Genomic DNA, 14,981 nt, shown 5'->3' with positions numbered 1-14,981 from the left:
GCCAATTAATTAAGATAAAAATGACTGAAAAATACCAAAAACACAGGCATTGCAGCGGTTAACGAATCGATACGGTCCAATAATCCACCGTGACCGGGAAGAATATTGCCACTGTCTTTCATGCCAGCGTCACGCTTCAACATGCTTTCACTCAAGTCGCCAAATGCAGAAATGACACCAATGGCTACGCAGGATAAGATCAGTACAAACCAGCTATCCATCGAAGTTTCTGAATTCCACAATACGTAAACGGTTAGTAAAACAACAGCAGCCATTCCACCCAAAAAGCCTTCAATCGTTTTTCCAGGACTTACCCGTGGCATAAGTTTGTGACTGCCAAAACGACGTCCCGCAAAATAAGCGCCTATATCTGCGGCCCATACAATACCAAAAACAAATAAAGCGAGCCAAGCGCCTTTATCGACATCTAACTCATAATGCCATTGACGTATGGTTAATAATGCAAGCCAAGCCGGTATAACGGTTAAATAACCAAATACGGCCTTAACAATAGGTTGATGTTGCCAAACGCGATTCCCACGTGGGTAAATCAAAACTAATACTGAGCTGACAAACCACCAGCAACAGGCGCATAACATAAGTAAGTAGTTTTGTTCGGTCAGTTGACCTGTAATGGTCCACAGGTCTTGCTCTAGGTAACCTAAATAGAGTGCCAGTCCAAGAGCGACTGATCCGCCAGCATAAAGCAATTGATTAACAGCGGATTTTATCTCGGCTAATTTACTCCATTCGTAGGCTGCATAACCAAATACCCCTAAAGATAACCAAGTAAACCAGTCTGAAGGCAGATTAAATAACGCTAACAGTAATAACGCACCCAGTATCAAGGCTGTAATAATTCGTTGTTTTAACAAACTTAAATCCTATTTTTATTATAATTTTAAGTGCACTAGCGTTTAACTTGCTCGCCGGTCAACCCAAATCGTCGTTCTGTTCCGGCAAAAGCTTCAACAGCTTGAGCAAATGCTAATGCGTTAAATGCTGGCCAATAAAGTGGTGTAAAATGCAATTCTGCGTAGGCTACTTGCCATAGTAAAAAGTTACTGATCCGAGTCTCTCCCCCCGTTCTGATCAATAAATCTAAATCAGGTTGTTCAGCAAATTGCGTATGTGAGTCAAATAATGCTTCATCAATGTCAGCACTTTCCAACTCGCCACGTTTAACTTTATCCGCAAGTGACTTTGCTGCTTCAACAATGTCCCAACGGCCGCCGTAATTCGCAGCAACATTTAAGGTTAACCCTGTATTGTTACCCGTTAGTTCGTGAGCCGAGGCCACTTTCTTTTGAATTCCTGCACTAAATGCCGTGATATCGCCTACTATTTTTAACTTCACGTTATTTTTGTGTAAATTCTTTATTTCTTTTGTGAGTACCAACATAAATAGGTCCATTAACCCAGAAACTTCTTCCTCTGGTCGTTTCCAGTTCTCACTTGAAAACGCAAATAATGTAAGTGACTTGATCCCAACCTGACGCGCAAACTTCACCGCAGCACGAACCGAGTCAACACCTTTCTTATGGCCGTATACTCTTGGCATTCCTTTTTGTTGCGCCCATCGACCATTGCCGTCCATTATAATCCCAACATGCTGTGGAATTGAATCGGCGTAATGCTCTAATACGTCAGCGACAACGTCTACTTTTGCCATTATTTTCACCTAAAAATAATAAAACGCCGAGTGGTAAAACTACACGGCGTTTATAACTAATCACCACCAATGAGCGATTAAATTTCCATCAATTCTTTTTCTTTTTTGTCAAACATCGCATCGATAATTTTCATCTTAGCGTCTGTTAACTTTTGAATTTCGTCTTCAGCTTGGCGAGCTTCGTCTTCAGATATTTCTTTATCTTTTAACAACGATTTAAAATCACCATTTGCATCACGGCGAATATTTCGCACTGCTATTCGACCACTTTCAACTTCGCCTTTTACCACTTTAACTAAGTCACGACGACGCTCTTCGGTTAATGCTGGTAATGGAATACGGATAACCGTACCTGCTGACATTGGATTTAAACCAAGGTCTGACATCATAATTGCTTTTTCAACAGCTTGTGTCAGTGACTTATCAAATACAGTCAATGCTAACGTACGTGAATCTTCAATCGAAACGTTGGCTAATTGGTTAAGTGGGGTATCCGCACCGTAATAAGACACTTGAATGCCATCTAAAAGGCTCGGATGAGCTCGTCCAGTACGAATTTTATTTAATTGAGTTTGAAGAGCATCGATGCTCTTGTCCATACGCACAGCTGCGTCTTTTTGAATTTCATTTAACACGTTAAAATTCCTTTAAAAATTTATAAACTTTCAATCTTGTTATTAGATACGATTGTACCTTCTTGCTCACCTGTCACAACACGTTTTAAAGCGCCAGGCTTATTCATATTAAATACACAGATAGGCATATTATGGTCACGGGCCAACGTAAATGCAGCTAGATCCATAACTTTTAATTCTTTTTCAATAACTTCTTGATAATCCAATGCAGGGTACAATACCGCATCTGGGTTTTTCATTGGGTCGTCAGAGTATACACCATCAACTTTAGTTGCTTTTAACACAACGTCGGCTTCTATTTCAATTCCGCGTAAACATGCGGCTGAGTCGGTTGTAAAAAATGGATTGCCAGTACCTGCAGAGAATATAACAACGCGACCGCTTTTTAATAAGCTAATGCCCTCAGCCCAAGAATAATCGTCACAAACACCTTTAAGTGGAATCGCCGACATTAAACGTGCGTTTACATGTGCTCTATGCAAGGCATCACGCATTGCTAAACCATTCATCACAGTAGCAAGCATCCCCATGTGATCACCGACAACGCGATTCATTCCAGCTTCTGCAAGTGGTGCACCACGGAAAATATTACCTCCGCCTAAAACCACACCAACTTGGACATCCTTTTCTACTAACTCTTTTATTTCCTGCGCCATACGGTCCAAGACTTTAGGGTCAATTCCAAACCCTTCTTCGCCCATAAGGGCCTCACCGCTTAATTTTAAAAGAATGCGTCGATAAACTGGCTTCATGTTTTGAAGGCTCCCGTAGATTGAAATTATGAGGTGCAAATTGCCGCGTATTCTAGGGGATTTTTACGGTTATAGCAAAGCAAAAGTGATTGTTAGAAACAAAGTTTTAGTCACAAAAATGGCGAAAAATATATTTGCCGTCAAAAAAAATAATGCTAATGTGAATTTGAATATTTATATAAAGGAAGACTATCAATGAAGTTAAAACAATACGTGCTTGCTATTTCTACAACCGTGGCTTTGTCTTTTTCTGCTTCTACACTAGCTGATGATACTGTTGATCAGGCTGCCAAAGCAGTAAAAAATGCATGGACAGACTGTGGGATCGGAGCCTTAATTTTTAAAGACATGCCTGTAGCGGCCGCTGTTTCTAACATTATTTGGGATTTAGGTACGACTGCCCTTATCTCTATGGCTGCGTCACCAGAGCAATGTAAAGGCATTAATGTTGCGTCTGCTGTATTCATTAATGAGTCGATTGAGCAAATCGAAACAGACATCAGTAAAGGTGAAGGCCGTCATGCAACAGCCATGTTGTCACTTATGGGTTGCGATGTTGCAAACCATGCTAAAGTAACCGCGGCTATTCGCAACGATATTGCGACTGATGAATCATTTGCTGAATTAGCGTCTACAGCTAAAGCTCAAGCAATGTATTTAAAAACAAGTCAACATGTAGCAGCGTGTACTGTTAGCTAATTTTTTCTTTTATGCGAGATAAAGCCTGCCTGTGCAGGCTTTTTAATTTATGAGATTTATTCTATTTTTATTCTTTTTTCTTTGTATTCAAGCTTTTGCTTCCCCTATCCCCAAATCAAATACGGAAATAAGTGCTAGGCCAAGCGAGGAAATACAATCGCTTGCTAATGATCCGTTTTGGATCGGTTTACTACGATACAAAAATAACGATGGCCTATTTCAAAGTGAAGTGACTTCTGATTCCTATTTTTTGAGTGACAATGGGAAAACTGACAGCAGTGCTGAATTACTCGCTAACATTAAACTGCTATTTTCCACTCCTACAGACAACAATCATCCCAGTTGTCGCTTTCCGGCTCGCTTTAGTTGGCTCTCCAAGCAACTTAATTTAAACACTTCTCAATATAACTTAAACCACTGTGAAGACTTTAATCAATGGGCTAAATTGCCTAGTCTTAAATCCGCAAGCCTAGTATATGCTTCTGGGTACTTGGGCAACCCGGCATCTTTTTTTGGGCACTTATTACTAAAATTCAACTATCAATCAAACTCAACGGGCAGTAACTTATTACTTGACCACAGTGTTAATTTTGGTGCTGCAATCCCCCCTGAAGACGGTGCACTGACGTACGTATTTAAAGGTTTTTTCGGTGGTTATTTTGCCGCATTTAAAGAAGATAGCTTTTTCCGTCATCATAAAATGTATGCCGAACAAGAATCCAGAGACCTCTGGGACTATCAGTTGGCGCTTTCTAATACTCAACTTCAAATGTTGATCATGCACGTATGGGAACTTCGTAGACAAAAATTTGATTATTACTATTTGAACGACAATTGCGCGTCTCGTATTGCAGAATTAATTAGCATAATTACCGATAGAAAATTAATCGATGACGAGTTTTATTGGGCCCAACCAATAAATGTTTTTAAAGCGATTGCAACACCAAGTAACAACTTAATTGCTTCAATCGATAAACATCAATCCAAATTCTCTAGTTTTCTGTCGAACTATCAACACCTAACTGCCACTGAAAAGGAAGTGGTTGTTAAATTAAATAGCCAATGGCGTACCAACTCACTTTTAAATAACACAGACAATAGTCATAACGCTTACACAAGTTTGAGCCTTGCTGAAAAGGTTAATGTTATTAATACATTAATTGAGTTTTTAAATTATCAACATCAGCTCGGGAAAACCGATAATTCCTTTAGAAAGAAATTGTTAAAAGAGCGGCTCTTATTGCCTACCGGTGGCAACTTCAAGCCTACAAAAATTGAAACCGCTCCGCATTTAGGCCAACAACCTAGCATGACGCAAATCACCGTTCGTCATTCATCTAGCGGCCAATTAGCAACTAAAATTAGGATGCGAGCGACCTATTATGACTTACTCTCTAATGATATTGGACGTCTAGCCAACTCCTCATTGCAAATGGGTGACTTAGAATTTTTGGTGTCTGATGAAGGGGTTCGACTAGAGCGTTTTGACATAACCAATATACTCACGTTACAACCGGCACAAACAGATCTAAACGAGACATCTAATTTAGCGTGGAAAATTCGGCTTGGGTTTGAATCCAATCAACAAAAATGCTTTGAATGTATTAATGCGACGACAGAGCTTGGGCTAGGTAAAGCCTATGCTTTTGGAGGTGGGACGGTCTATGGGATGCCTGAGTTAAAACTGCAAACGTCAACTTCTTACCTTCGCCCTATTTCTGCAAGTTTAACGCTAGGTTACCTTTGGGACTTTAATTCGTATTGGAAAAGTCATATTGAATTAAATCAGCCCATAATTGGACTTGCTGATACCTCTTATGACAACGTCCCTACACTTAAGTGGCAAAACAGATTTGGTTTAGGGATTGATTATGACGTGCGATTCAGCATTGAACGCCGCCCCTTCGAAAATTCAATAGACTTAAGCTATTCATATTATTGGCAATAATATTAAGAAATTTATTTTATTCGGTAGAAAACAAATTAATGAACCTTTTAATTTTACGTCTGTCATAAAGTAAGAAATCACACGGACTGGTACTTCTTAACATTTTTTACTGACCATTTCGTGCCACAATGTCAAAGGATTACATTTATGCAAAGACACTTATTACCCTCATTATTTATGGTTTTGACAATTTCTGCCTGCACCAGTGCGACCAAGGAGCAAATTAACAAACCCATTTCGGTTCCCGACCAAATTGCTAAAACCAAGTTAAGTTCAGAGCAAGGCCTCAAACGAATTGTTGCTATAGGTCGATTTTCTGACGAATCAAAACGCCAGTCTGGTTTTTTAGTTGATGGTAATAACAACCGTTTAGGTAAACAAGCCAGTGATATTCTAAATGCTAGGCTGACTCAAAGCGGAAAGTTTATCTTGTTAGAACGAAGTGATTTACAGCTATTGAAGAATGAAACTAACAATAAATTTGATGCCAGTTTAATTGGAGCTGAATATTTATTGCTAGGTTCTGTTTCCGAATTTGGCAGGGAAACGGTCAGCGAAGTGGGTATTTTTTCAAGAAATAAAATCCAAAAAGCCCGTGCAACTGTCAATGTTCGGCTAGTGAATGTCGCTACATCTGAAATTATCTATTCCGAAGAAGCAACAGGCGAAGCCACGTCGGAGGCAAATCAAGTATTTGGCGTTGGTGAAGTTGCTGCATTTAATACCTCACTAGACGACAAAGCCGTTTCCGCGGCGATATCTAAACTTGTTGCAAACATAATGAACAACCTACTAGACAAACCTTGGAAGAGTTACGTGTTGGGCGTTCAGGACCAACAACTGATCATTGCAGGTGGCTTAAATCAAGGTCTAACACCAGGAACAATGTTATCAATCTACCAACCTGGAAAGTCGGTAACTAATCCTCAGACAGGTCAATCAATCGAATTACCTGGACGTATTATCGCGACAGTTAAAGTCGCAACTAATGCGGGAGAAGGTGAAAGTCAGATCAGCTTTGTGGATTTGGTCGATGGCAAAATTGACGAGGCGCTTCTAACTCAATACCAAGTTAGAGAACGTTAATTTAACAAGACTATTTTTGGTTAACCCAGGTGATTACAGGCTTAAACGCCACTGGGTTAGTCACCAAAAAAACGTTTTCAAAACAAAGCCATTACATATCGACTCATTTGGTTATAAGGATAGTTTTTATGAAGAAATTAATACTCGTTACTTTTATGTTTATCATTTCAGCCTGCACCAGCGTGCAATACACAAATCAGCCTGTTGACCAAGCTTATGTTCAGCTTGAAGGTAACTTTATTGGTGCCACTATTATTTTAGGGCAAACCATTACCAACATTGATGCAAAAACTAAAACGTTTGAACTCAATGGAAAGACTGTCGCTAAGTTTCCAATAGCCATAGGCAGTCACGAGCTTAAAGTTCTGCGTAATGGCAAACTCGTTATAAACAAGAATATTTTTGTCACACAAGGTCAAACAGTGGATGTAATTATACCGTGAAATTAGCCTATTTATGCTTGTTGGTCTGTGTAACAACCCTAACCGGTTGCGCCGCCAAAACGATGTATTACTGGGGAAACTACCAAAATACCCTTTATGACTACCGCAAAAATGATGACAGTCATGCGTTTAATCGCCACAAAACAGAGCTAGAAGGTATAATCAACAATGCACCTAGCAAAAATAAGCCGGTGCCGCCGGGTGTGCGATTTGAGTTGGCCATAATGGAGCAATCACTTGGTAATAAAAGTCGAGCCATCGAATTGTTGACTCTAGAAAAACAATATTTTCCAGAGGCTCAATATTATGTTGATAAGATTTTATTAACTATCGAGGTTGAATAATGGCGAACAAAATAACTATTAACAATGTGAAAAGTTCAATATGTCATCAGGCCATTAACCAAACCGTATATCTGCAAATGGCAAAAAAGTTTATATCAGCCGCTTCCATAATTGCATGTTTACTTGTATTGCAAGCTTGCCAAACTACTTCGGGTTATAGCAAATTGCAGGCGTACCCAAATATGTATCAGGAAAAAATAAAGTCCATATTGGTGTTGCCTGCTCGCAATACAACAACCGCCGCAGACGCAGCACAACTCTACTCAGCAACTTTAGCGTTGCCACTCGCCGAAGCGGGTTACTATGTATTGTCAGTGCCGTACGTCGAATCTGTGTTCGCTAATGAAGGTATTATTGACGGCGCACAGCTTTCAGCAATTCCACTTTATAAATATCAGCAGCTGTTTGGCGCCGATGCGGTATTGTTTGTGGATATTAGTCATTGGAATACGTCTTATTATATTGCTGGAGGAAATGTCGCTGTTGGTGCCAAATTCCAACTTGTTTCAACTAACTCAGGTGAAACACTCTGGCAGCAAAATGATGTTGTTGTTGAAAATACCAGTGGGGATTCTGACAGCTTTTTATTCAATCTAATTATTACTGCGATAAATACAAGTACAACAGACTATCTGCCATTAGCCAATAAGGTCAATTCAAGGGTATTTAATACCATACCCAAAGGCAGTTACCATCCGTTATATGGACAAGATCAGGAACAGTCTGCCCTTATCCCAGCGCAAACCAATGAACACGAGCATAACTCGACTTCAAGTGGTAGTGAGAAACGAGCGAGTAAAGTAACCTCGCATATTGAAATTAATTAATCTCAAATTTCAGACATAAAAAAACCGCGGACAACCGCGGTTTTTTCTAAGATAAAGTAGAATTAAGCTTTTTTAGCAGCTTCAATTTGCGCAGCAACTTCTGATGCGAAATCTTCTTCTTTCTTCTCAATGCCTTCACCAACTTCTAAACGAACGAATGAAGAAACAGTAGCGCCTTTCTCTTTAAGAATATCGCCAACAGTTTTCTTAGGTTCCATGATGAATGCTTGGCCAGTAAGAGAAACCTCACCAGTAAACTTCTTCATGCGGCCTAAAACCATCTTTTCAGCGATTTCAGCAGGCTTGCCTTCATTCATTGCGATTTCAATTTGGATCGCTTTTTCTTTCTCAACAACTTCAGCAGGTACGTCAGATGGATTAACAAACTCAGGCTTGCTTGCAGCGACGTGCATAGCAATGTGCTTAAGAGTTTCTGCGTCTGCTTCACCAGCGACAACAACACCAATCTTCTCACCGTGACGGTATTCTGCTAATGCAGCACCTTGGATGTATTGAAGACGACGTACATTGATGTTTTCACCAATTTTAGTCACTAGCGTTACACGAGCTTCTTCAAATTTAGCTTTTAACTCGTCGATAGTCATTGTAGAAGCGATTGCAGCTTCAGCAACTTCGTTAGCAAATGCTAAGAAGCCAGTGTCTTTTGCAACGAAATCTGTTTGACAGTTAACTTCAACAAGAACAGCTGTGCCGTTTGCTTGTTTAATGACAATTGTACCTTCAGCAGCAATGTTACCCGCTTTTTTAGCCGCTTTCGCTTGGCCATTTTTGCGCATATTTTCAATTGCTAGTTCAATATCACCGTTAGTTTCAGTTAACGCTTTTTTACAATCCATCATGCCCGCTGCTGTGCGGTCACGAAGTTCTTTAACTAATGCAGCAGTTACTGCCATGATTCTGTCCTCATGTATTAGTCATCGCTTTTGCGAGCAATGACATCATTTAATCTGGTATCGGGGCCATAGAAACTATGACCCCTTACTATTGTCGTAAATTAAATCGTTAAAAACGATTTATGACAATTATTCAGCTTCTACGAAATCTTCAGCTTGAACTTCTAAGTTGTTTGAGCGACCTTCTTTGATGGCGCCAGCAACTGCTGAAGTGTATAACTGAATTGCACGGATAGCGTCGTCGTTACCTGGAACAACAAAATCGATGTTGTCTGGGTTAGAGTTAGTATCAACTACTGCAACAACAGGAATACCTAGGTTATTTGCTTCAGCGATAGCAATGTGCTCGTTGTCTGCGTCGATGATGAAGATCACATCTGGCAAACCGCCCATGTTTTTAATTCCGCCTAAGCTTTTTTCTAGCTTTTCCATTTCGCGTGTACGCATCAAAGCTTCTTTTTTAGTAAGCTTTTCAAACGTTCCGTCTTCAGATTGCGCTTCCAAGTCTTTTAAACGCTTGATAGATTGACGAACTGTTTTCCAGTTAGTCAACATACCACCTAACCAACGGTGGTTAACGTAGTATTGGTCGCTAAGAGTAGCCGCTTCCTTGATAGCTTCGCTCGCTGCACGCTTTGTACCAACAAACAAGATCTTACCTTTACGAGCAGAAACAGACTTGATGAAGTCTAATGCATCGTTGAACATAGGAACTGTGTTTTCTAAGTTGATGATATGAACTTTGTTACGAGCGCCAAAAATGAAAGGTTTCATTTTAGGGTTCCAGTAACGAGTTTGGTGACCGAAGTGTACGCCAGCTTGTAGCATGTCACGCATTGATACGTTTGCCATTTTAATTTTCCTCTGTATGGGGTTAGGCCTCCATATATCCCATTCCAATCCGACCTCACCGTTTTTCAACGTTTTGGCACCCCGGAGAATGTGTCGATATATGTGTGTTATTTAAAATTAATGTTAGTTTTACTTACTTATCCAAAAATGATTTAAGTAAATACTCAAAAAACCTTTGTAAAAATAAGGCGCGCTTTATACCATACCCGAGTAATCAAACACAACAATTACCGTTAAATATTGTATATTTTTTAACATCTAGGTTGTGAAAATAATAAGAGGATTTTATGGCTGCAATAATTAAAACACCTGAACTAATAGAGAAAATGCGAGTTGCAGGCCGTTTAGCTGCCGAAGTATTGGAAATGATCGGTGAACATGTAAAAGTTGGCGTTACAACGGATGAGCTCAATACCATTTGCCACAATTATATTGTTGACGTGCAAGGTTGTATCCCTGCACCATTAAATTATGGTCACCCTCCGTTCCCTAAAAGTATCTGTACATCAATAAACCATGTTATTTGTCATGGCATACCGGATGACAAGCCACTAAAAGATGGCGACAGTGTCAATATTGACGTAACTGTAATTAAGGATGGTGTGCATGGCGATACGTCAAAAATGTTTTTTGTCGGAAAAGAAAACATCATGGCGAAACGATTAGCGATTGTTACCCAAGAATGCCTTTATAAAGCCATTGAGTTAGTTAAACCAGGTTGTCGTTTAGGCGATATCGGTGAGGTCATTCAAAACCATGCAGAGAAACATTCATATTCGGTAGTCCGCGATTTTTGTGGTCACGGCATTGGCGAAGGATTCCATGAAGAGCCTCAAGTAGTGCACTACGGCCGGGCTGGAACAGGCGAAGAACTTAAGGCTGGCATGTGTTTTACTATAGAGCCAATGATTAATGCCGGAACACACAAGTTAAAAGTGCTTAAAGATCAATGGACGGCAGTCACAAAAGATAGAAAATTATCGGCACAATGGGAACATACATTACTTGTGACTGAAAATGGCGTTGAAGTTCTCACATTGAGAAATGATGAAGACTTCCCTCGGATCATTACACACTAAGTAGTTTTACCATGACTAGACTATAACCCCGGCGGCGCAAGCCGCTTTCGATCCTAAAAGGCGAAAACGTGAATATACAGATCCCGAATGAATTACTGTCACCACTACCAGTGCCGTTTCAACTGCTTGAGTATAAAACTCGCCTGAAGGAGTTCGGTGATTGGAGTCGTGAGAATTTTGGGTTAATGACGGTTCGTAGATTAGTTAACGCACGTTCTGACTTTGTTGATTTTATCCTACTTAATGTGTGGCAACTTAGTGACCTTCATGTCGAGGAAGACATCAGTTTACTTGCTGTTGGTGGTTATGGTCGTGGTGAGTTACACCCAGAGTCAGATATAGATTTATTATTATTAAGCAAAAAAACAATCAAGCCCGCTGTACAAGAAAAAATAAGTTTATTTTTAACGACACTTTGGGACCTAAAATTTGATGTTGGTCATGCGGTAAGAACCATAAAAGAAGCAATAGATATTGGCAAAGACGATATAACAATTGCAACCAACTTAATGGAACGTCGTTTAATTTGCGGCAACAACCATAACTTCGAGGAACTTGAAGTTGAATTAAATAAATCAAAATTTCTATCTAGCCAAGACTTTTATATTAAAAAACGTGATGAACAAGAAGAGCGTCATGCACGCTATCACTCAACGTCGTACAACCTTGAACCGAATCTAAAAGCCAATCCTGGTTGTTTGCGAGACCTGCAAACTATCTCTTGGGTTGCAAAAAAGCACTACAATACTCAAAGTGTCGCCGAACTTGTCGGTCATGACTATTTGTTACAAGACGAATATCAAGAAATGCAGGAGTGCCAAGACTACTTGTGGCAAATGCGCTTTGCTCTGCACATCGTTGCTAAACGCAGTGAAAATCGACTCTTGTTTGATTATCAACCGCAAGTTGCTGAGTTAATGGGTTTTGGTGACGATGGCAAACCATCCGTCGAACGCATGATGAAACGCTTCTTTCGTGTTGCGCGCCGCGTAACTGAGTTAAATTCAATGTTGTTACAACGATTCAACTCTTCAATTTTAGGTGTTACTAGAGATGTCATTGTCCTTGATGATGACTTTGCGATTCATGGACGTTCCTTGTTAGTGCGCCACGAAGACGTATTTTTCTATCGAGCTAACATTTTTAAGATGTTTATTCACATCGCAGAAAACCCACAGGTAGAAAAACTGCACTCAGCCACAATTCGCTTGTTCCGACGCGTTCGCCGGCGTTTGATGGGGGATTTGCAAGACTTAGAAAAATGCCGAAATGCGTTTATGGAGTTTTTACGACACCCTAACTCTATGGGTCATGCATTTACGTTAATGCTCAAACACAGCGTATTAGCTTACTATATGCCTAATTGGCGACATATTGTTGGCCAAATGCAATTCGATTTATTCCACGCTTATACCGTTGATGAACATACACATAGGTTAGTCAAAAACCTGTATCGTTTTTCACAGCCGCAATACAACAATGAGTTTCCGTTGTGTAGTGCAATCTTCAAACGGTTAGATAAGCCAGAATTACTATATATCGCCGGTATTTTCCACGACATTGGTAAAGGCCGCGGCGGTGATCATAGTGAACTAGGAGCAATCGACGCGACCCACTTTGGTGACCTACACAAATTGCCAAAATCAGACACAAGACTAGTTTCCTGGTTAGTGGACAATCACTTACTGATGTCGGTAACCGCCCAAAAAAATGACATCTATGACCCTGACGTCATTTCCGATTTTGCAAAAAAAGTAAAAGACGAAACCCGTTTAAATCACCTATATTGTTTAACTGTAGCCGACGTACGCGCTACGAATACAAACTTGTGGAATGACTGGAAAAACTCACTGTTATCCGATCTTTATTTGTCAACTCAACGGGCGCTACGTCAAGGTTTAGAAAACGCTAAAGACATGCGTGAAACAGCCAAAGATCATAAAGAACAAGCGTTAACCCTATTGGCCGACAAAGGCATTATCGAAGAGCAAGTCCATCATATTTGGAAGCAATTTCGAACTTTGTATTTCTCTCGACATGCCCCTAGAAATATAGCCTGGCATACCGAGCATCTTTTAAATCATAAAAATCGCAGTAAACAGCCTTTAGTGCTGGTTAGCGAAGGGCCCATAAGAGGCGGAACTCAGGTTTTTGTCTATGCTAAAGACCGTGCCGGTGTTTTCAGTAATATCGTAAGTGCGTTTGATACTAAAAACGTCAACATCGCCGATGCGCACGTTATGAATACAAAAGATGGGTATTTGCTAGATACGTTTATCGTTTTAGATCAAGACGATGCAGTTATTGATTCTGAATTTCGTCGCGATGAAATAAAACACTTATTGATTAAAATCATCAGTGGCGAAGTTTGTGCAACAACAATCAATAAGCGTGTCCCACGACAAATTAAGCAATTTCAGATTAAAGTCGGTGTTCGTTTTATGGATGCTAAAAGTAACTATCGCGATATGTTGGAAATTACGGCTTTGGATACGCCGGGATTACTTGCAAAAATTGCAACTGTATTTAAAGACAATCAAATTATGGTGTATTCAGCAAAGATCAGCACAATCGGTGAACGCGCTGAAGACATCTTTAAAATTTCAACTGCAGACAATAAGAAGTTGAATGAAGAACAACAATTAGCGCTATCAGAAGCGTTAAAAGACGCATTATCTTAATAAATTAACGTTCTAGAAAAGTAGGAATAACATGACTGAACAAACCAACATTGCCCAATTACAAACGTTGATCGAAGAGGCATTCGAAAATCGCGACAATATCACGCCAACTTCTGTTACAGCAGAAGTTAAGTCGGCAGTGGAAGAAGCGATTGAATTATTGGACAAAGGTGCAGCCCGAGTTGCAGAAAAAATCTCCGGTGAATGGGTTGTACATCAGTGGCTTAAAAAAGCCGTTTTGTTGTCATTCCGCATTTGCGATAATGAAGTTATGGATGGTGGCGAGACGCTATTTTACGATAAAGTTGACAGTAAATTTGCCTCTTATACAGAAGAGCAATTTAAACAAGGTGGTATGCGTGTCGTTCCTCCTGCAGCAGCCCGTAAAGGTGCCTTTATTGGTAAAAATGTTGTATTGATGCCTTCATTCACAAATATTGGTGCGTTTGTCGATGATGGTACTATGGTCGATACATGGGCAACTGTGGGGTCTTGTGCTCAAATTGGTAAGAACGTTCATCTTTCAGGTGGCGTTGGCATTGGTGGCGTTTTAGAACCACTTCAAGCTAATCCTACAATTATCGAAGACAATTGTTTTATCGGTGCACGTTCAGAAGTCGTTGAAGGCGTTGTAATTGAAGAAGGCGCAGTGCTATCAATGGGTGTTTATATTAGCCAATCAACTCGTATATATGACCGCGAAACAGGCGAAATTACATACGGCAGAGTCCCTGCTGGTTCTGTTGTGGTCCCAGGCTCATTACCATCAAAAGACGGCACACACTCTTTATACGCAGCTATCATAGTTAAAAAGGTAGATGCTCAAACACGTGCAAAAGTCGGCGTTAACGCCCTTTTACGCAGTATTGACGAATAATCCAAGGGCCTAGTTGCATTGCTGAAATGAGGATCGACTCAATAATCTCGATAGGTTCAATGCTTTAGGAACATGGTGAAAATATAGAAACACATCGTTTCTTTATTGTCTTACAAATAAAAATCCAGCGCAGTGCGCTGGATTTTTTATTGCCTATTAAGGCTCAATAAAA

At 40.1% G+C, this 14,981-nt stretch carries 15 protein-coding genes; 9 read left to right on the top strand and 6 right to left on the bottom strand.

All coding sequences use genetic code 11. From position 1 onward, the window contains the following. Positions 1–5 precede the first annotated feature (5 nt). The 4 genes from KO525_RS05115 to pyrH all read right to left on the bottom strand — a co-directional run bounded on the left by KO525_RS05115 (position 6) and on the right by pyrH (position 3,059). A complete protein-coding gene (locus tag KO525_RS05115; protein ID WP_215962717.1) occupies positions 6–875 on the bottom strand; it encodes a phosphatidate cytidylyltransferase in 870 nt (289 codons plus the stop codon). Positions 876–910: 35 nt separating this feature from the next. Then, entirely contained in the window at positions 911–1,672 is a 762-nt protein-coding gene (uppS, locus tag KO525_RS05110; RefSeq protein WP_215962716.1) for a polyprenyl diphosphate synthase, read from the bottom strand. 77 nt (positions 1,673–1,749) lie between these two features. Further along, a complete protein-coding gene (gene frr, locus KO525_RS05105) occupies positions 1,750–2,307 on the bottom strand; it encodes a ribosome recycling factor (RefSeq protein ID WP_215962715.1) in 558 nt (185 codons plus the stop codon). A gap of 20 nt (positions 2,308–2,327) precedes the next feature. Beyond that, positions 2,328–3,059 carry a UMP kinase gene (gene pyrH / locus KO525_RS05100; RefSeq protein WP_215962714.1) on the bottom strand — a complete coding sequence of 244 codons (732 nt, stop codon included), beginning with the start codon at positions 3,057–3,059 and terminating at the stop codon, positions 2,328–2,330. 195 nt (positions 3,060–3,254) lie between these two features. Here pyrH and KO525_RS05095 point away from each other — a divergent pair, with 195 nt between their 5' ends. The 6 genes from KO525_RS05095 (at position 3,255) to KO525_RS05070 (ending at position 8,406) form a co-directional block, all read left to right on the top strand. Then, entirely contained in the window at positions 3,255–3,758 is a 504-nt protein-coding gene (locus KO525_RS05095; protein ID WP_215962713.1) for a DUF3015 family protein, read from the top strand. Between the two features lie 49 nt (positions 3,759–3,807). Continuing rightward, the gene (locus tag KO525_RS05090) at positions 3,808–5,706 is read left to right on the top strand and encodes a DUF4105 domain-containing protein (protein ID WP_215962712.1); all 1,899 of its coding nucleotides are present in this window, start codon (positions 3,808–3,810) and stop codon (positions 5,704–5,706) included. A gap of 147 nt (positions 5,707–5,853) precedes the next feature. After that, a complete protein-coding gene (locus tag KO525_RS05085; protein WP_215962711.1) occupies positions 5,854–6,792 on the top strand; it encodes a CsgG/HfaB family protein in 939 nt (312 codons plus the stop codon). A 128-nt stretch (positions 6,793–6,920) separates the two neighbouring features. Next, positions 6,921–7,235, top strand: a complete 315-nt coding sequence (locus tag KO525_RS05080) for a hypothetical protein (protein WP_215962710.1) — start codon at positions 6,921–6,923, stop codon at positions 7,233–7,235. After that, positions 7,232–7,579, top strand: a complete 348-nt coding sequence (locus tag KO525_RS05075) for a DUF4810 domain-containing protein (RefSeq protein ID WP_215962709.1) — start codon at positions 7,232–7,234, stop codon at positions 7,577–7,579. Before KO525_RS05080 ends, KO525_RS05075 begins: the two co-directional genes overlap by 4 nt. Next, a complete protein-coding gene (locus tag KO525_RS05070; RefSeq protein WP_215962708.1) occupies positions 7,579–8,406 on the top strand; it encodes a GNA1162 family protein in 828 nt (275 codons plus the stop codon). The genes KO525_RS05075 and KO525_RS05070 overlap by 1 nt, the downstream gene beginning before the upstream one ends. A gap of 62 nt (positions 8,407–8,468) precedes the next feature. On the opposite strand, the gene tsf is transcribed toward KO525_RS05070, so the two are convergent. Together tsf and rpsB are read right to left on the bottom strand one after the other, a co-directional pair. Beyond that, positions 8,469–9,320: a translation elongation factor Ts gene (gene tsf / locus KO525_RS05065; RefSeq protein WP_215962707.1), complete on the bottom strand. Its 852-nt coding sequence runs from the start codon at positions 9,318–9,320 to the stop codon at positions 8,469–8,471. 129 nt (positions 9,321–9,449) lie between these two features. After that, positions 9,450–10,172, bottom strand: a complete 723-nt coding sequence (rpsB, locus tag KO525_RS05060; protein WP_215962706.1) for a 30S ribosomal protein S2 — start codon at positions 10,170–10,172, stop codon at positions 9,450–9,452. A 287-nt stretch (positions 10,173–10,459) separates the two neighbouring features. Between rpsB and map the strand changes: the two genes are divergently transcribed. The 3 genes from map (at position 10,460) to dapD (ending at position 14,809) form a co-directional block, all read left to right on the top strand. Continuing rightward, complete coding sequence (gene map, locus KO525_RS05055) at positions 10,460–11,251, top strand: type I methionyl aminopeptidase (protein WP_215962705.1); 792 nt, start codon at positions 10,460–10,462, stop codon at positions 11,249–11,251. Between the two features lie 74 nt (positions 11,252–11,325). Beyond that, entirely contained in the window at positions 11,326–13,932 is a 2,607-nt protein-coding gene (gene glnD / locus KO525_RS05050; protein ID WP_371744375.1) for a [protein-PII] uridylyltransferase, read from the top strand. 31 nt (positions 13,933–13,963) lie between these two features. After that, entirely contained in the window at positions 13,964–14,809 is an 846-nt protein-coding gene (gene dapD / locus KO525_RS05045) for a 2,3,4,5-tetrahydropyridine-2,6-dicarboxylate N-succinyltransferase (RefSeq protein ID WP_252736882.1), read from the top strand. The last annotated feature ends 172 nt before the right edge of the window (positions 14,810–14,981 follow it).

This window comes from Psychrosphaera sp. B3R10 (assembly GCF_018861025.1).
GTDB classification, from domain to species: Bacteria; Pseudomonadota; Gammaproteobacteria; order Enterobacterales; family Alteromonadaceae; genus Psychrosphaera; species Psychrosphaera algicola.
This window is presented reverse-complemented; position numbering and strand designations above follow the sequence as displayed.

Coding starts and splice junctions, on each gene's coding strand:
- uppS (WP_215962716.1), bottom strand. CDS start 1,672: ATGGCAAAAGTAGACGTTGTCGCTGACGTATTAGAGCATTACGCCGAT.
- pyrH (WP_215962714.1), bottom strand. CDS start 3,059: ATGAAGCCAGTTTATCGACGCATTCTTTTAAAATTAAGCGGTGAGGCC.
- KO525_RS05095 (WP_215962713.1), top strand. CDS start 3,255: ATGAAGTTAAAACAATACGTGCTTGCTATTTCTACAACCGTGGCTTTG.
- KO525_RS05090 (WP_215962712.1), top strand. CDS start 3,808: ATGAGATTTATTCTATTTTTATTCTTTTTTCTTTGTATTCAAGCTTTT.
- KO525_RS05085 (WP_215962711.1), top strand. CDS start 5,854: ATGCAAAGACACTTATTACCCTCATTATTTATGGTTTTGACAATTTCT.
- KO525_RS05080 (WP_215962710.1), top strand. CDS start 6,921: ATGAAGAAATTAATACTCGTTACTTTTATGTTTATCATTTCAGCCTGC.
- KO525_RS05070 (WP_215962708.1), top strand. CDS start 7,579: ATGGCGAACAAAATAACTATTAACAATGTGAAAAGTTCAATATGTCAT.
- tsf (WP_215962707.1), bottom strand. CDS start 9,320: ATGGCAGTAACTGCTGCATTAGTTAAAGAACTTCGTGACCGCACAGCA.
- rpsB (WP_215962706.1), bottom strand. CDS start 10,172: ATGGCAAACGTATCAATGCGTGACATGCTACAAGCTGGCGTACACTTC.
- map (WP_215962705.1), top strand. CDS start 10,460: ATGGCTGCAATAATTAAAACACCTGAACTAATAGAGAAAATGCGAGTT.
- dapD (WP_252736882.1), top strand. CDS start 13,964: ATGACTGAACAAACCAACATTGCCCAATTACAAACGTTGATCGAAGAG.